Source organism: Marinobacterium sp. MBR-111 (assembly GCF_040547585.1).
GTDB classification, from domain to species: Bacteria; Pseudomonadota; Gammaproteobacteria; order Pseudomonadales; family Balneatricaceae; genus Marinobacterium; species Marinobacterium iners.
On sequence record NZ_JBEPQA010000004.1, the window covers coordinates 144,012 to 160,471 of the forward strand.

The 16,460-nt window shown below is 55.6% G+C and carries 14 protein-coding genes; 8 read left to right on the top strand and 6 right to left on the bottom strand.

Translation table 11 applies throughout. The features are described from left to right. Nucleotides 1-65: 65 nt before the first annotated feature. A complete protein-coding gene (locus ABIE61_RS04390; RefSeq protein ID WP_091824973.1) occupies nt 66-557 on the bottom strand; it encodes an Lrp/AsnC ligand binding domain-containing protein in 492 nt (163 codons plus the stop codon). 185 nt (nt 558-742) lie between these two features. On the opposite strand from ABIE61_RS04390, the gene dnaX reads away from it, so the two are divergent. From dnaX to ABIE61_RS04420, 6 genes are read left to right on the top strand one after another with little or no spacing between them, the layout of a single operon-like run. Further along, the gene (dnaX, locus tag ABIE61_RS04395) at nt 743-2,614 is read left to right on the top strand and encodes a DNA polymerase III subunit gamma/tau (protein WP_354407084.1); all 1,872 of its coding nucleotides are present in this window, start codon (nt 743-745) and stop codon (nt 2,612-2,614) included. A 21-nt stretch (nt 2,615-2,635) separates the two neighbouring features. After that, on the top strand, nt 2,636-2,962 hold the full coding sequence (locus tag ABIE61_RS04400) for a YbaB/EbfC family nucleoid-associated protein (RefSeq protein WP_091824979.1): 327 nt from the start codon (nt 2,636-2,638) through the stop codon (nt 2,960-2,962). Nucleotides 2,963-2,964: 2 nt separating this feature from the next. Continuing rightward, nucleotides 2,965-3,579: a recombination mediator RecR gene (gene recR, locus ABIE61_RS04405; protein ID WP_354407087.1), complete on the top strand. Its 615-nt coding sequence runs from the start codon at nt 2,965-2,967 to the stop codon at nt 3,577-3,579. After that, nucleotides 3,572-4,753, top strand: coding sequence for a ribonuclease D (rnd, locus tag ABIE61_RS04410; RefSeq protein ID WP_354407090.1), 1,182 nt, complete (start codon nt 3,572-3,574; stop codon nt 4,751-4,753). The genes recR and rnd overlap by 8 nt, the downstream gene beginning before the upstream one ends. A gap of 2 nt (nt 4,754-4,755) precedes the next feature. Continuing rightward, nucleotides 4,756-5,046, top strand: coding sequence for a YcgL domain-containing protein (locus ABIE61_RS04415; RefSeq protein ID WP_091824987.1), 291 nt, complete (start codon nt 4,756-4,758; stop codon nt 5,044-5,046). Nucleotides 5,047-5,048: 2 nt separating this feature from the next. Then, on the top strand, nt 5,049-5,495 hold the full coding sequence (locus tag ABIE61_RS04420; protein WP_354407093.1) for a YcgN family cysteine cluster protein: 447 nt from the start codon (nt 5,049-5,051) through the stop codon (nt 5,493-5,495). A 110-nt stretch (nt 5,496-5,605) separates the two neighbouring features. On the opposite strand, the gene rpsA is transcribed toward ABIE61_RS04420, so the two are convergent. The 3 genes from rpsA to ABIE61_RS04435 form a co-directional block, all read right to left on the bottom strand. Then, on the bottom strand, nt 5,606-7,288 hold the full coding sequence (rpsA, locus tag ABIE61_RS04425) for a 30S ribosomal protein S1 (protein WP_206835201.1): 1,683 nt from the start codon (nt 7,286-7,288) through the stop codon (nt 5,606-5,608). 192 nt (nt 7,289-7,480) lie between these two features. Further along, complete coding sequence (locus ABIE61_RS04430; RefSeq protein WP_206835199.1) at nt 7,481-8,272, bottom strand: hypothetical protein; 792 nt, start codon at nt 8,270-8,272, stop codon at nt 7,481-7,483. A gap of 4 nt (nt 8,273-8,276) precedes the next feature. Then, the gene (locus ABIE61_RS04435; RefSeq protein ID WP_354407098.1) at nt 8,277-10,373 is read right to left on the bottom strand and encodes a carboxy terminal-processing peptidase; all 2,097 of its coding nucleotides are present in this window, start codon (nt 10,371-10,373) and stop codon (nt 8,277-8,279) included. Between the two features lie 193 nt (nt 10,374-10,566). Between ABIE61_RS04435 and ABIE61_RS04440 the strand changes: the two genes are divergently transcribed. Next, nucleotides 10,567-11,091 carry an FKBP-type peptidyl-prolyl cis-trans isomerase gene (locus tag ABIE61_RS04440; protein ID WP_354407100.1) on the top strand — a complete coding sequence of 175 codons (525 nt, stop codon included), beginning with the start codon at nt 10,567-10,569 and terminating at the stop codon, nt 11,089-11,091. Further along, nucleotides 11,088-12,383: a M18 family aminopeptidase gene (locus ABIE61_RS04445; RefSeq protein ID WP_354407102.1), complete on the top strand. Its 1,296-nt coding sequence runs from the start codon at nt 11,088-11,090 to the stop codon at nt 12,381-12,383. Before ABIE61_RS04440 ends, ABIE61_RS04445 begins: the two co-directional genes overlap by 4 nt. Here ABIE61_RS04445 and ABIE61_RS04450 read toward each other — a convergent pair whose 3' ends face one another. Next, complete coding sequence (locus ABIE61_RS04450; protein ID WP_354407105.1) at nt 12,384-15,371, bottom strand: ATP-binding protein; 2,988 nt, start codon at nt 15,369-15,371, stop codon at nt 12,384-12,386. Then, the gene (locus tag ABIE61_RS04455; RefSeq protein ID WP_354407108.1) at nt 15,368-16,408 is read right to left on the bottom strand and encodes a response regulator; all 1,041 of its coding nucleotides are present in this window, start codon (nt 16,406-16,408) and stop codon (nt 15,368-15,370) included. The genes ABIE61_RS04450 and ABIE61_RS04455 overlap by 4 nt, the downstream gene beginning before the upstream one ends. Between the last annotated feature and the right edge of the window lie 52 nt (nt 16,409-16,460).

A 16,460-nucleotide genomic window follows, 5' to 3' on the forward strand; every position in this document is an offset into this window, starting at 1 on the left:
TATTAGAGCCTTTTTGGGGCTCAACAAGGTTTTTTATTCTGTATTGCCAGCTAATGACGGAATAATTAACTGCCTATGTCAACCGGAAGCTGTGTCTGCTCTTTCACTTCCTCCATCACGATATAGGATTTGGAGTTTTTTACGCCGGGCAGGGTTAACAGCATGTCACCCAACAACTCGCGGTACTGTGACATGTCATGCAGGCGTGCCTTGAGCAGATAATCGGCATCGCCGGATACCAGGTGACACTCCAGGATATAGGGCAATGTACTGACCGCCCGGTTGAAGCGCTCAAATGCATCAGGTGACTGGTAGGAAAGGGCAATCTCGACAAATACCAGCAGGTTGTAGTTAAGCATTTGCGGATTGACGCTGGCGTGGTAACCCGTAATAAAACCGTCCCGCTCGAGCCGTTTGACACGTTCCATGCAGGGCGTTGTGGACAGCCCAACCCGGTCCGCAAGCTCGGTATAGGAAATGCGCCCCTCTTGCTGCAGTATCGTCAGGATATTGCGGTCGATTCGGTCAATCTTCTTGACCTTCTGTTGTTGTGCCATTGTCTGGTGATTCCATCTGTAAATTGATTAATGAGTATAGTTTTAACCTGATTCAGGCATGGTGCAACGTATAAATGGCTGTCATCTACCCCTGCCAAGCTGCTTCGGCAGTGGGGCGTTGAACAGTAAAGCGTGGTAATATCGGCAGCCATACATGAATGAACCGACCGGATGAATGAGGCAGCATGAGCTATCAGGTTCTGGCACGAAAATGGCGCCCCAGACGTTTCAAGGAAATGGTTGGCCAGGAACATGTTCTGAAAGCGCTGGTCAATGCGCTGGATGATGACCGGCTACACCACGCCTACCTGTTTACCGGTACTCGTGGGGTGGGCAAAACCTCCATCGCGCGCCTGTTTGCCAAGTCGCTCAATTGCGAACAGGGCATCTCCTCCGAACCTTGCGGCGTATGCAGTGCTTGTGTCGAGATTGCCGAGGGTCGGTTCGTTGATTTGATTGAGGTGGATGCGGCCTCTCGCACCAAAGTTGAGGATACGCGCGAACTGCTCGAAAACGTGCAGTACTCACCAACACATGGTCGGTTCAAGGTGTACTTGATCGACGAGGTGCACATGCTGTCCAACAGCTCGTTCAATGCGCTGTTGAAAACGCTGGAAGAGCCACCGCCACATGTGAAATTTCTGCTGGCGACTACCGATCCACAAAAGCTGCCGATGACGGTACTGTCGCGTTGTCTCCAGTTCAATCTGAAAAACCTCACCGCCGAGCGTATACAAAACCACCTTGGTTTTGTGTTGGGGGAAGAGGGCATTGAATCTGAAAGTGCGGCACTCTGGCTGTTGGCGCGTTCGGCTGATGGTTCCATGCGTGACGCGCTCAGCCTGACCGATCAGGCAATTGCCTTTGGTGCCGGCAGCGTGCGCGAAGCAGATGTGCGCACCATGCTGGGCACCATTGACCAGCGTCTGGTGTACCGGATGCTTGAGCAGATTGCGCGGCAGCAGCCGGCACAGGTGCTGGAGGCAGTGCGTGAACTGTCAGAATTTTCGCCTGATTACCTGACGGTGCTGGGGGATATGGTCAGCCTGCTGCATCGTATTGCGCTGGCGCAGGTAATGCCGGCCGCGGTGGATAATAGCCTGGGTGATCGTGAGCAGGTACTGGAGCTGGCACGGCTGCTGCGTCCGGAAGAGGTTCAGCTGTATTATCAGGTCGCTCTGATGGGGCGCAAGGATATGCCTTTGGTGCCTGAGCCACGAGAAGGGCTCGAAATGACGCTGCTGCGTATGCTGGCGTTCCGACCGGCCGGCAGCGAGCCGCTTCAGGGGCTGAGCCCGACTGAGGCGAAGGGGACTGATCCTGTGTCGGAATTTGCCGCTGCAGCTGCGCCTGCGCCTGCAGCCACCGAACATGTTGCGCCGAAGGCCGCTGCTGAGCCCAGCCAGCAGCCGAACGCGCAGGCACCCGCTGAGCCGCCGTCTGCACCGATGCCAGAGGACATTCCTCCTTGGGATGACCTGCCGCCGGACCTGGCCGAGAATTCGCCAAAAAAGTCTGACCCGGCTGAGGTGGATGCCCGGCCGGAGCCTGCCTCGATAAGTACCGCACAAGCGGAACCGATGGCTCCGGTACGGACTCCAACTCCAGAGCCACCGACTCCGATGCCTGAGGCCTTGCCCGTACCGGCTGCCTCTGGTCCCGTTGCAGGCAATGGTGACTGGTGTGATCTGCTGCCACAGCTGGGGCTTAGTGGCATGGTGGAAAGCCTGGCGCGTAATCTGTCGCTGGAGTTGGGCGACGCCAGTCGCATGTTGTTCCACTACACGCCTGAGCAGGATGCACTGCTTAACGAGGATCGCCGAGAGCGTATTCGAACCGCGATCAGAGCGGTTCGGGGCGAACAGGTTCAGATTGAGTTTACGCAGGCGGTGCAGACAGTCGAAACCCCGGCCCAGCGTATCGAGCGCCTGCGTGCCGAGCGTCAGGCAGAAGCGGTGCAGGCAATCGAAGCCGACCCGTTGGTACAAACATTGATCGAACAATTTGGCGCGCGGATCGAAACCGAGTCGGTCCGCCCGTTGGACCCAGAACGCTGATATTAAAAGAGGAGTCTGAACATGATGAAAGGTGGCATGGGAAACCTGATGAAACAGGCCCAGAAAATGCAGGAAGACATGCAGAAGGCGCAGGAAGAAATTGCACGCGCTGAGGTTCAGGGTGAGTCCGGTGCCGGTCTGGTCCGCATCACCATGAACGGTCGCCATGATGTGAAGGCGGTCCAGATTGATGAGAGCCTGATGGAAGAAGAGAAAGAGATCCTTGAAGACCTGATCGCCGCGGCCGTTAATGACGCCGTACGCAAGGTTGAACAGAATACTCAGGACAAGATGTCCAAAATCACCAGTGGCATGGGTATGCCACCGGGCTTCAAAATGCCGTTCTGATCATGAGCTTCAGTCCCTTACTGCAAAACCTGATAACGTCACTGCGCGCACTGCCCGGTGTCGGACCAAAATCGGCACAGCGCATGGCACTGCATCTGCTTGAGCGTGATCGGGAGGGTGCGCGAACCTTGTCTGAATCCCTTCTGCAGGCGGCTGAAAAGGTTGGTGAATGTCAACGTTGTCGCAACCTGTCTGAAGAGGCGCTATGCCCTGTCTGCGAGGATGACAGCCGTGACCATCAGCTGATTTGCGTACTGGAGTCACCGGTGGACCTGATCGCTGTAGAGCAGACGGGTGGGTTCAACGGTGTGTATTTTGTCCTTAAGGGGCATCTGTCCCCCATTGACGGGGTTGGCCCGGAAGATCTGGGGCTTGATCAGCTGTTTGAACGGGTAGAAAGCGGAGAGGTGCGTGAGCTGATACTGGCAACCAACCCCACGGTAGAAGGGGAGGCAACGGCTCACTACATTGCTGAACAGCTGCAGGACTTGAATGTGAATATCACCCGCATCGCCCATGGCGTCCCGGTCGGGGGCGAGCTTGAGTTCGTCGACGGCGGTACGCTGGCCCATGCTTTCGCCGGGCGGCGCTCCCTGAAACGGAGTCAGGATGACTGAATTGATGCAGCGTTATGACTGGCATCGGCTGCAACAGGCTGCGGCCAGCCCGATCTGGATCAACGATACCGCAACACTGATGCATTACTGCCAGCAGTGGCTGCAGTTGCCGTTGATCGCGCTTGATACCGAATTCATGCGTACCGAAACCTTTTACCCCATACCGGGCTTGATCCAGATAGCGGATGACCAGGGCTGTTATCTGATTGACCCGCTTCAGGTTGAGGACATGTCACCGCTGGCAGAAGTGCTGCGTGCGCCAGATGTGCTTAAGGTTCTGCATGCCGGTAATGAGGATATGGAACTGTTCCGCCACAGCTACGGCGTACTGCCGCAGCCGCTCTATGATACCCAAGTGGGCGCTGCCTTTGCGGGCTGGGGGTTCAGTATGGGCCTGCAGCGCTTGGTAGCGTATGCGCTTGAGGTTGAACTGGGTAAGGGGGAGACCACCTCCGATTGGCTGCAGCGTCCACTTACGGCTGAACAGGAGCATTATGCGGCACTGGATGTGGCCTATTTGCCAGTTCTGGCTCTGATGCAGCACGAGCAGCTTGGGGCGCGAGGGCGTCTGAGCTGGGTAATGGAAGAGTGCGAAAGCATTGGTGCAAGTGTAATGGCGGCTGATGAAGCAGACCCGCAAGCATACTTTCAGCGCTTCAGTCAGGTATGGCATCTGGATGATGTGCGACGTGCCTTGCTGCGTGATCTCAGTGCATGGCGGGAACAAACCTGCCGTGAGCGCGATATGTCTCGCAATCGTCTGCTGCGTAACGAAATGCTGCTGGAAATCGCTGAACGGATGCCTCAGAACGAGCAGCATCTGGATGCCATTATCAAGCGTGGTCGTATCATGCGTGAGTACGGACAGGCGATTATGGCAATAATCGCGGCCGCTCCTGAATCGGCCCGCCGAAACCCGCCGGCTGAGATCGATCGCCCGTTGCACTATGTCTGGAACAAACGGCTCAAGCAATTACGGTCAATTGGCCGTCAGGCGGCAGACGCGAATGATCTCTTGCCTGAAATACTGTTGCGCAAGCGAGACCTTGATGCGCTCATACGCTCACGTGATGCCGAGGGGCATTATCACCTGCCACCCAGTCTTTCCGGCTGGCGCAAGCCACTGGTGGGCGATGCCCTGTTGAATCGAATCGAACAGTTTGAAACGAGTTGATGATGATAATTTTGAGTATCTTCAAGAGTCCGCGCAAGGATGAGATGTATCTTTACGTTGACAAGCGCGAGCAGCTGGAGCGTGTCCCCGAAGCTTTGCTGGAGATGTTTGGTCAGCCTGTGCACGTCATGGATATGCCGATGACGCCAAACCGCAAGCTGGCGCGGGTCGAAAGTACGGCAAAGCTTCTGGATGATCTGGACAGTCGAGGGTACTACCTGCAGATGCCGCCTCAGAAGGAGGAGTATATGCTGGATCTGTTCAAGAACCGGCCCGAGACTGGAGTGCGCTGAGTATGGCGCAGGAAGTGTTCTGGCGCCGCAAGGGTCTGAAGGAAATGACCTCTCAAGAGTGGGAGTCCCTTTGTGACGGGTGTGCGCTGTGCTGTCTGCATAAAGTGGAAGATGAGGATACTCGGGAAGTCTTTTACACCACCGTTGTATGTCATCTGTTGGATTTGAACGACTGTCATTGCACAGAGTATGAAAAGCGCTGTCAGTTAGTGCCCAGCTGCATCAAGCTCAAGCCCGAGGATGTGGAGAGTTTTGACTGGTTGCCACCCAGTTGCAGTTATCGGCTCATTCACGAAGGGCAGGAGTTGCCGGACTGGCATCCGCTGCTGACGGGTGAGCGCAAAACAGTGATTCATGCCAATGCCTCGGTATTGAGCGTGTATGAAGTGCGTGATAACGAGATCAGTGATGATCAGCTGATCGACTTTGTGCTGGATGAGGATTACTGAGCCTAGGGGCTTGTGGCTCAGGGCAGTGATCAGAGCTGTTTGATCTGAAAGATACAGACAAAAAAAGGGGCGCCATGGGCGCCCCTTAGTGTTGCAACTGAAGAGGAAAATCAGTTGTTCTGGTTGGCCATCTGCTGCTTGATCAGATCACCGATAGTGGTCGGCCCCGGAACTTCAACTTCCTGGTTGCGAACTGCACTGATGGCTGCTTTCTCTTCAGCCTGATCTTTGGCGCGGATCGACAGGTTGATGACGCGGTTGCGACGGTCAACAGCTGTGATCTTGGCTTCAACAGTTTCGCCTACCTTGAGTGCCGTAGTGGCATCGTCGATGCGCTCAGCAGCGATCTCGGATACTTTCAGAGTGCCTTCGATGCCTTCAGCCAGCTCGATAACAGCGGCTTTCGGCTCAACGCTCTTCACGGTACCAGTTACGATGGTGCCCTTGTCGTTAGCGGCCAGGTATTCAGCGAACGGATCGCTTTCCAGCTGCTTGATGCCCAGAGAGATGCGCTCTTTCTCGGCGTCGATAGACAGGATGACCGCTTCAACTTCGTCACCTTTCTTGAACTGACGCAGTGCAGTTTCAGGATCGGCTTCCCAGGAGATGTCGGACATGTGAACCAGACCGTCAAGATCGTTATCCAGACCTACGAAGATACCGAAGTCAGTGATGGTCTTGATGGTACCGCTGACCTTGTCGCCGGCAGCATGCTGCTCGGAGAAGGAGATCCACGGGTTGATGGTGCACTGCTTGATACCCAGGGAGATACGACGACGCTCTTCGTCAACGTCCAGGATCATCACTTCCACTTCGTCGCCGATGTTAACGATCTTGGACGGGTGGATGTTTTTGTTGGTCCAGGACATTTCAGACACGTGTACCAAGCCTTCAACACCATCTTCGATGGAGGCGAAGCAGCCGTAGTCGGTCAGGTTGGTGACGCGTGCAGCAACCTTGGTACCGGCCGGGTAACGATCCTTGATGTCATCCCACGGATCTTCGCTCAGCTGTTTCAGGCCGAGGGAGATACGGTTGGTTTCCTTGTCGAACTTGATGATCTTGACAGAGATCTCATCGCCCGGGTTCAGCATTTCGCTCGGGTGAGAGATGCGCTTCCACGCCATGTCAGTGATGTGCAGCAGGCCGTCAACACCACCCAGATCGATGAACGCACCGTAGTTGGTGAGGTTCTTGACGTAACCCTTGGCGATCTGACCCTCTTCCAGGGTGGCCAGAAGCTCTTCGCGCTGAGCGCTGTTGGCTTCCTGCAGAACGGCACGACGAGAAACAACGATGTTGTTGCGCTTCGGATCCAGCTTGATCAGTTTGAAGTCAAGCTCTTTGCCTTCCAGGTGGTCAACATCACGCACCGGACGAACATCAACCAGGGAGCCCGGCAGGAAGCCCTGAATGTTGTTGATGCTGACAGTGAAGCCGCCCTTGACCTTGCCGGAGATGTAGCCTTTAACAGTCTCTTCTGCGTCGAATTTCTTCTGCAGAACTTCCCAGGCTTCAGCGCGCTTGGCTTTTTCACGGGACAGGCGGGTTTCACCGAAGCCGTCTTCAACCGCTTCCAGTGCAACCTTGACGGAATCACCAACCTGAATTTCCAGCTCGTTGTTGTCGTTCAGGAACTGTGAACGGGGGATAACGGCTTCGGATTTCAGACCAGCGTTGACTGTAACCCAGTCGCTGTCGATGTCGACAACTTCACCCATAACGAGGGTGCCGGGGGTCATGGCAATGTCTTGCAGGGATTCTTCAAACAGATCAGCAAAGCTTTCGCTCATGAAAGTATCCTATATTGTCGCTGCCGGTTAGGTGTGTGGCAGCTTTCCAGCCTGTATGCCAGCTATACAGGGTCGGTTAGCGATAACCATCTCGGCGGACACTGGGCTGGCGATGTGTCCGCGAAATGGGAAAATATAAAGTTGCAAAATTATACAGAGGTTGGCTGGCTTTTGCCAGTGGCTGCCCAGTATTTATCCGGCAATGATCTCGGGAAGTGAAGCTTCAAGCTGTTCGCGCAGAGGCTTTTGGCAGGTGGGAAGCAGTTTGGCCAGGTCTTCGTCCAGGGCTGTTGGCAGTGTGGTGTCGTCGGGTTGGTTGAACCAGTCGATCAGCAGGCGTTCTTCAGCGCGGCTGTTCGCGGCAAGTTCTGTGGCGCTTCCAACGCAGAAGGCAAAAGCGGGCAGGTGCTCGCTGACAATTTTGCCGCGCTGAGGCTGCTCCAGCATCAGGCGGTTGGTGCTGACAAAACGCCGGTACTCCTGCATGCCGGCGGCGGCCATGATCTCAAGACGAACATTGCTGAACTGATCGGCTTCGGGCATCCGCGCCAGAATGGCCTTGAGCTGAGTCTTGGTTCGGGCCAGTTCATCTTCGAAGGTTTCGGGAGCAAAGTGCTGGTTCAGGCGTTTGTATTCCTGCAACTCAGTGATCTGCTGTTTCAGCGCATCAATTTCGCTTTTGAGAGTATCCTGCTCGGCCAGCAGGTTCTCCTTATCCTGCATAAGGCCGCGGATCACGCGCTCTGTGGGGGTGAGTTTTTTCTCGGTAAAGGTGGCCGGAAGCTGCTGGGCGCCCAGAGCGCCTGTGCTTTCAGTGTACGTGTTGCTGGGGACCATTTCGTAGCCAAACTTTTCCAGGTCCGCCAAATTCACTTCATGCTGGGACTGCATTTTCTGGTAGGCAAAGTAGCTTGCGACCGCGGCGATTGCCAGCAACATTGGCACCAGTACCAACAGCAGAATACTCACCTTGCCCAGCTTCATGCGTTTACTCCATCGCCTTTCGGTTCGATATGTGGTCCGGCAGGGCGGCTGTGTGGCTTAGAGTCAGGTCAATCAAGTCGAGCAGAACTTCACCGCTCTCGGCCAGAATCGCTTCTGACTCGGGATTGATTGGGCGTCCCTGCTCATCTTTGGGCAGCGTATCATCAACTTCGGCCAGGGTCTTCACAGGCGGCAGCCCAAGGCCGGCGCGACGTTCGTTCTCAACGCTCAGCAGCCAGTTCTCGTTGGTCTCTCGCTCCTGTTGCAGCGTGTCTTGGTTGAGTGTGATATGGGTGATTTTCTTCTGTTTTTCCAGGTGCTCTACCTGTTTGCGCATGAAGATAAAATCCGGATCGGCTTCGGTACGGGCCTGATGTCTTTCCAACAGTTGCTGCATAAAGGGTGACAGGCTGGGGAAGCGACCATGTCGAACCGGGCGTACCTGGTCCCAGGGCAGCGCCTTGTCCAGTGCGCTTTCTCCAATGTCTTCAACCGTGTACAGAGAAGGGAGGTGAATATCAGGCTCTACTCCGCGGTGCTGGGTACTGTCGCCGGAGATGCGGTAAAACTTGGCGTGGGTCAGTTTTACCTGGCCGTGTTCGATCGGCTGCAGGGTCTGGACGGTACCCTTGCCAAAGGTGCGGTTGCCAATGAGAATGCCTCGGTTGTAATCCTGTATGGCGCCGGCGAAAATTTCGGAGGCAGAAGCACTCAGGCGGTTGACGATAACGGCCATGGGACCATCCCAGGCTACCTTCGGATCGAAGTCACCCAAAATGTCAACGCGACCGGAGGCATCGCGAATCTGAACGGTGGGGCCGCGCTGGATGAAAAGACCTACCAGCTCGTTGGCTTCACGCAGCGAGCCGCCGCCGTTGTTGCGAAGATCGACTATCAGGCCGTCAATCTTTTCTTCACGCAGCTCATGGATAAGCTTTTCCACGTCACGTGTGGTGCTTTTGTAGTCGGGATCACCCTTCTGCAGGGCTTCAAAGTCGATGTAAAATGTCGGTATTTCGATGACGCCGAGCTTGAACTCCTTGCCGTCACGGTTAAGCTCCAGTACTCGCTTGCGGGCAGCCTGCTCTTCGAGTTTTACCTTGTTGCGTTCGATCCTTATGACTTTGCGGGCTTGACGATCGACTGCATCGGCGGGGATCACCTCCAGGCGCACCAATGTGCCCTTGGGACCGCGAATCTTGCTGACAACATCATCCAGGCGCATACCCACCACATCTTCAATGGCACCGTCTTCACCCTGTCCGACACCCACGATGATGTCAGCGGGCTTCAGCTGGCCGGTTTTGTCAGCGGGACCGGCCGGTACCAGTCGTACGACCTTGGTCTGGTCGTTTTCCGACTGCAATACAGCACCGATACCTTCCAGAGAAAGACTCATGTTGATCTGGAAATTCTCGGACCCCTGTGGGGAAAAGTACTGGGTGTGGGGGTCAAATTCATGCGTCAGGGCATTGACGAAACTTTCAAATACATCGTCACTTTTGGCCTGGTCGGTGCGCTGTTTCTGGTTCTGGTAGCGTCGCAGCAGAACTTCCTGTGCTTCTTCGGTGGTTTTATCGGCCAGCTTCAGGCTCAGCAATGAGCTTTTCAACTGCTTGCGCCAGAGCTGCTGCAGTTCTGCATCGGTTTTGATCCACTCTGCCTCTGAGCGATCACCTTCCAGCACGTCGTCACGGTTGAAATCCCAGGTGTTGCTTTCGTCTTCCAGGGTGCTGATCATGTAATTCAACCGCTGCAAACGTCGCTCTTGATAACGGTTGAAAATCTCGAATGCAGCTTCAGTCTCGCCCTGCAGAATTTGATCATCGAGCAGGTGGCGCCACTGCTCAAACTGTTGAATGTCACTGGCCAGGAAGTGACTGCGTTCAGGGTCAAGAGTCGCCAAATACTGATCCAGTACGGCTTCAGACAGCTGGTCGTCAATATCGATCCGGTTGTAGTGCCCCTGCTGCAGTGATGTCACGACATCCAGCATCGTTTGAGTATGGATGGGCTCGGGGGCAAGATTGGCTTGTGCAGGGGCGATGCCCAGCGTGAATGTCAGTGCCGTGACGAGTGTCAGAAAATGAGGCTTGAGCATGAGAGGCGGATCTCCGGATCATGTGGCTGGAGCTGAGCTCCACCGCTGAAAAACACCTGAATCAGGCGGTGGCTCCTTCTGTGACAGGCACTCTGGGCTCCGAGTTCCGTCAGCTACAGCTTTGTGAGTGTAGTCATGGAGCTGGGTAATGTAAAATCATTGCTTTACACCTGTATGTACGGAGAGTGTGAGGATGCAGATCTGGAAATCTCTGGTCGTGACGTTGGCGTTTGCCGGCCTGCTGGCCGGGTGCGGTGAAGACCCGGAAAAAGAACGCTTTCGTCAGGAGCTGATCGACAAGGCGCTGAACGATGAAACCCGCAAGGCCGGTAATGAATTTCTGGCCAGCAATCGTGAGCGCGAAACGGTCAGCGTCACCGATTCTGGGCTGCAGATCGAACATCTGCGCAAGGGTGACGGGGCCAGCCCTACCGCACGTGATACGGTGGTGGTTCACTATGAGGGTACGCGAGTGGATGGGGGGATATTCGACAGCTCCTACGCGCGGGAAAAACCGGCTACCTTCCCACTGAATCAGGTGATCCGAGGCTGGCGTGAAGGCCTTATGCTGATGCAGGAAGGCGGTGAAGCGATGATCTATCTGCCCCCCGAGCTGGCATACGGTGCTACCAGTCCATCCCCAGATATTCCGGCCAACTCTACGCTGATTTTTCGGGTGGAACTGATAGAGGTGATCAAGGCTGAGGACGCGCAATGAAACAGCAAACTGAATTCAATCAGGACCTGATCCGCTTTCTGGATCAGGCAACCACACCCTTTCATGCTGTGGAACAGATGGTGCAGCGCCTGCTCAAGGCCGGTTTTCGTGAAATGAGCGAAGCTGAGCGCTGGCGTCCGGAGCCGGGAGAGGGTTACTTTATCCGTCGCAATGGATCCTCAATTATCGCCTGGCGTCATCCTGAGCAGGAGGCCGCCGTTAATCAGGGGTGGCGTCTTGTTGGGGCGCATACCGACTCCCCCTGTCTGAAGGTCAAGCCGAATCCGGAGCTGCACCGCAAGGGTTACTTCCAGCTTGGCGTTGAAGTCTATGGCGGGGTTTTGCTCAACCCCTGGTTTGACCGCGACCTGTCACTGGCGGGGCGTGTGACCTATCGCAGTAAAGATGGTGATGTCTGCAGCACGCTTCTGGATCTGCGCCGCCCGATCGCGGTGGTGCCGAGCCTTGCCATTCATCTTGATCGAGAAGCCAATTCCAGCCGAACCATCAATGCGCAGACCTTCCTGCCGGTGCTGATGGGGCAAACAGATGAGAAGCCGGATTTTCGTCAGCTGCTGGCTGATTGGTTGATGCGCGAAGGTACGGGGAATCTGGCTCAGGTGCTGGACTATGAGTTGTGCCTCTATGATACCCAGAGCGCTGCGCTGATTGGGCTTGAGCAGGAATTTCTGACCTCTGCGCGATTGGACAATCTGCTCAGTTGTTACATTGGTCTGCAGGCCCTGCTGGATGCCCCGGCTGCAGGTGCGGGGCAGGTGTTGGTCTGCAATGATCATGAAGAGGTTGGCAGTCTTAGTGCATGTGGTGCGCAGGGGCCGATGCTGGCGCAGTGGCTGGAGCGCCTTATGCCTGATGTGGACAACCGCAATCGCGCACTGGCCCGGTCCATGTTGATATCAGCCGATAATGCTCATGGTGTGCATCCCAACTTTGCCGATCGGCACGATGATAACCACGGCCCGCTGCTCAATCGTGGGCCGGTTATCAAGATCAATGCCAACCAGCGCTACGCGACCAACAGCGAAACCAGTTCAATCTTCCGGCACCTGGCGGCTCAGGCAGGGGTGCCGGTTCAGAGCTTTGTGGTGCGCTCCGATATGGCTTGCGGCAGTACCATCGGGCCAATCACGGCCGGAGAGCTGGGCGTGCGTACGCTGGATGTCGGTGTGCCTCAGTTTGCCATGCACTCGATCCGTGAACTGGCGGGAAGTGCCGATGCACACGGGCTATACCGTGTGCTGCAGCGTTTCATGGCAGAGCCGCGGTTGTAATCAAAGCAGAGTGTTGGCTTCACTGAAGCTGTTCAGCTGCTCCAGCAGGTCGGGGAGCTGTTTCATGACGTCGGTCATGGCTTTACTGGCACTTGGCTTGCTCTCGCTGCGGCAGGCAGTTTCGATCTGCTGCAGCTCCGCGGCCAGGAGATTACAGCCGATGGTGCGAGCACTACCCTTAATTCGGTGTGAGGCTGAGCGTGCCGCTTCCAGGTCGTCCGCATCCAGCGCCTGCTGCAGAATCTGCAGCTCGGCACGCAACGTGTTGGCAAACTCACGTACCAGTAAGGCGGCTGACTCTGCATCACCAACCTGCTCAACCAGGTTGTCACTGTCGAACGTCTCAGGCACCTCAGGTTCTGGTCTATTGGCTGTTGCGGTGTCTGTATGGGCCGCCATAGTGCGTGCGATCACCTGTTGCAAGTCTGCAAGGCGAACCGGCTTGGCCAGATAGTCATTCATGCCGGCCGCCAGGCATTTCTCTCGATCACCAGCCAGTGCATCGGCGGTGACCGCAATAATCGGAATGTTCCGCTCCGGGCCGGGCAGGTCTCGGATGCTGCGAGTGGCTTCATAACCATCCATGTTAGGCATGTGCAAATCCATCAGAATTAGGTCGAAATGGGCATCTGACTGCATTGCCTGAATCACCTCAAGCCCATCACTGCACAGCTGCCAGGTCGCACCGGCACGCTGCATCAGAATCTCCATCATTTTCTGGTTGATCGGGTGGTCTTCCGCGATCAGGATCGACAGCCCGTCTGTTATTGGCTCTGCAGTGTGCTCCGGTTCCGCGAAGGCAGTATCGCCTGTGGCTGTTGCTGTTTCCGGCTGAACAATTCGACTCAGAGTATCCACCAGTTGCAGCGGTGACAGCGGTGGTTGCAACTGGGCTGTGACGGGGATAAAGGCCTGGGCCAGGTCGCGTTGTGACAGGCCGATCAATTCACCGTTGCCGCCTCGCTGCTGAATCCAGCCACGCAAGCTCTCGGGAGCCAGTTTGAAGCGGCGGTCATCCACCAGCAACATGGAGTACTGGCCTGTTTGGGGTTCCTCTTCAAGAGGGCGAAAATGGCAGTCGAACTGCTCGAAGTGTGGGCTCAGCAGGCTGTACAGGTATTCAAACAGCTGATGAGAGTTGGTAACACACAGCAGCTGTTGCTGAGACAATGCATTGAGTTCTGCCAGCCGCGTGTGCAATGTGGCAGTGTTGGCTGGCTGCAGCGGCAGCTCCACAATGAAGCGTGAGCCTGTGCCCGGCGAGCTTTTTACATCGATACGTCCCTGCATCGCATTGACGAGATTGCGGGTGATCGCAAGTCCCAGCCCGGTGCCTTGATAATGGCGGGTAATTGAGTGGTCAATCTGACGGAAGGCTTCAAAGATGATTGTCAGGTCGCGGTTGTCGATACCGATGCCGGTATCCTCAATACTGATTAACAGGTGTACTTCGCCGGTTGCTTCGACAGTACGTTGACTGACGGTGAGTATGACATGGCCCGCCTCGGTAAATTTGACTGCGTTGCTGACCAGATTGTTGAGAATCTGGCGCATACGTATTGGATCACCGATGATGCTCAAGGGAACGTCGGGTGCATAGTTCAGGTACAGATCAAGACCTTTTGCCGCAGCGTTGACGGATGTGGCGGTCAACACTGAGTGAATCGATTCGCACAGGTTGAATGGCTCCTGCACCAGGGTAAGCATGCCGGCCTCGATTTTGGAAAAGTCGAGTACATCATTGATCAGTCGCAGCAAGGTGTCGGCGGCAGTGGATGCTGATTGCATATAGCCGGTTTGGCGGTCATCCAGCTCGGTTGCTTCCAGCGAGTCCAGCATGCCGACGACAGCATTGAGCGGAGTGCGAATTTCATGGCTCATGGTAGCGAGAAAATCGCTTTTGAGACGGTTGGCATGCTCCGCTTCATCACGGGCCTGAAGCATGCGTCGCTCTGATTCTCGCTGGGCGCGTTCAATGCGGAAGGCGTACATGATGCCGGTAATGGCATCTGTCAGAGGGCGGAGCCATTCCACCAGCTCCTGATCGTAGGCGTCTGCCCGGTTTGCCAGGCCATACATGCCCAGCACTTCACCGCGAAACTTGAGCGGAATGCCCACAAAAGAGTCCAGGTCCGGGTGTCCGGCCGGGCAGGAGCCTGCGCGATGGACCGGATCGTGGTGGTTGGAAATGACCACTTCGCCGGTTAACAAGGTACGCCCAAACAGGTTGTCGAGGTTGTGAAAATCGATGCCCTTCTCGATATTATCTACATACAGGTTATGGGAGGACTGGTCCCAGGCTAGGTTAGTGATGGCGTAACAGCGCATGAATGGCTTTCCATCCTGCTCCATACGCTCGCTGATAAAGCCCATGGGGGAGCCGGTCAGCTCCTTGAGTGTTTCCAGTAGCTCGCCAAAGCGTCGTTTGGGGTCTTTGTACAGCAGGAAATTGTTGTTAACCCGTGAGACTGCTGCCAGAACCAGGTGGTTGCGTGCTTCCTGTGCCTGTTGTTGCAAACGGTCGGATACGTCACGAAAAATGAGTACCCCTGTCGGCGAGTGTTGCTTGTGGCGGCGCTCGGTTCGAATGGGTGACAGGGTGCCTTCAAGCAAAATCAGGCGACCGTTACCGTGGCGGCATTTGAGTTCGTTGAATTGATGGTTCTGATGGCCTTGCAGTGCCTCAATGGAGACCGAATCAGCTGCTTCAAGCAACTCGGTGAGGGATTTGCCGGCCAATGTCTCGCTGTCTTGGCCCAGCAGTGTTGCTCCGCTTTGATTGATGCGCAGTATTTGGCCATGACGCAGGAGAACAATGCCCTCTGCCGTATTATCAAAAACCAGCCCCATGTGTTCGCTGTGGATGTCACGCTCGCGCCGCAATACTTGATAAAGCCGAAACAGCAGCGCCGAGGACAGCATGAACATCAGTGCTGCCAGGCTGGCGATCAGCAACATCAGTTGCCCGTCTTGCCCGTGGTCTGTCATCCGAGTGTTCCTTGTGTTGTCAGATAGCGAGCATACTGCTGGTCCTTGCCAGCAATGTGGCGGTACCAGGCTTGCAGCAATTGCTGGTGCGCCAACAGGGCCTTGGGTTTCTTGTTCTGGCGAATCTTGTTGGCCAGCATCTGCGTGCGCTGCAGGATCATGCCATGTTCGGCCTGGTGTGCTGAGAGATGGCTGAAGTGATGCTCGCGCTGATGTTGATACTCTTGTCCGAACATCTCAGCACTGATCTGTTCCAGGCTATTGGTCATCTGTGCCGCTGTATCGTCGCTGCCGAAACTGATTTCGCGGCGTATGGCATCCAACTGGTGCAGGATGTCAGTCAACTGCTGCTGTTTCTGCTGCAGAAAGGGGTCTTTGCTGTTGCTCGGTACCAGTTCCGTGAGGGCCTGTCTGAACCTGTCGGCATCATTTTCTTCTGGTGGCATCTGTGTCTGTGAAGGGCCTGGGCTTGGAGTGGTCGATACTGTTGGTTCGGGTGTAGAAGGTTCGTGTGCAGGCGTATGAGTGGAGCCAGCGGATTGCCGCGGATACAGGCTACCATCGGCAGGCTTGTTGACGCCGACTGCCGTATTCACGCTGGTGGGGATTGAGCGGTATACGGCGGTATCAGCAAGGGTGATTTTCCGGCGCCGGGCGGCATCAATCTTGTCACTGAGCAGCGCTACGCTGAGTGGTTTGCTGACGAAACCGTTACAGTCCAGCCCTACCGCGTTCATCACGTTGTTGCGATAGTTGTAATCGGTAAACATCAACACGCAGAGGTCGCGCGGCACTTTGGGAATACCGCCGCAACGAATTGTCTGCAACAGCTCAAGGCCATTCCCGGGTTGCATGTCGATATCCGTGAGAACCATATCAATGCGGGGTTCACGGGTTAGAATCTCGATCGCTTCGCGACCGCTCAGGGCTGAGTAAACCTGCTCACAACCCAAGTGCTCAAGCACCTTGCGGCAGAATTCGTCGATGATGGGCTGGTCGTCAACGACCAGCACCTTTAGCGCAGAGAGAGCCTTCATGTCTGTCTCTTGAGCAAATTACCCTCGTGCTCAGAGCATTACACAGATCTCT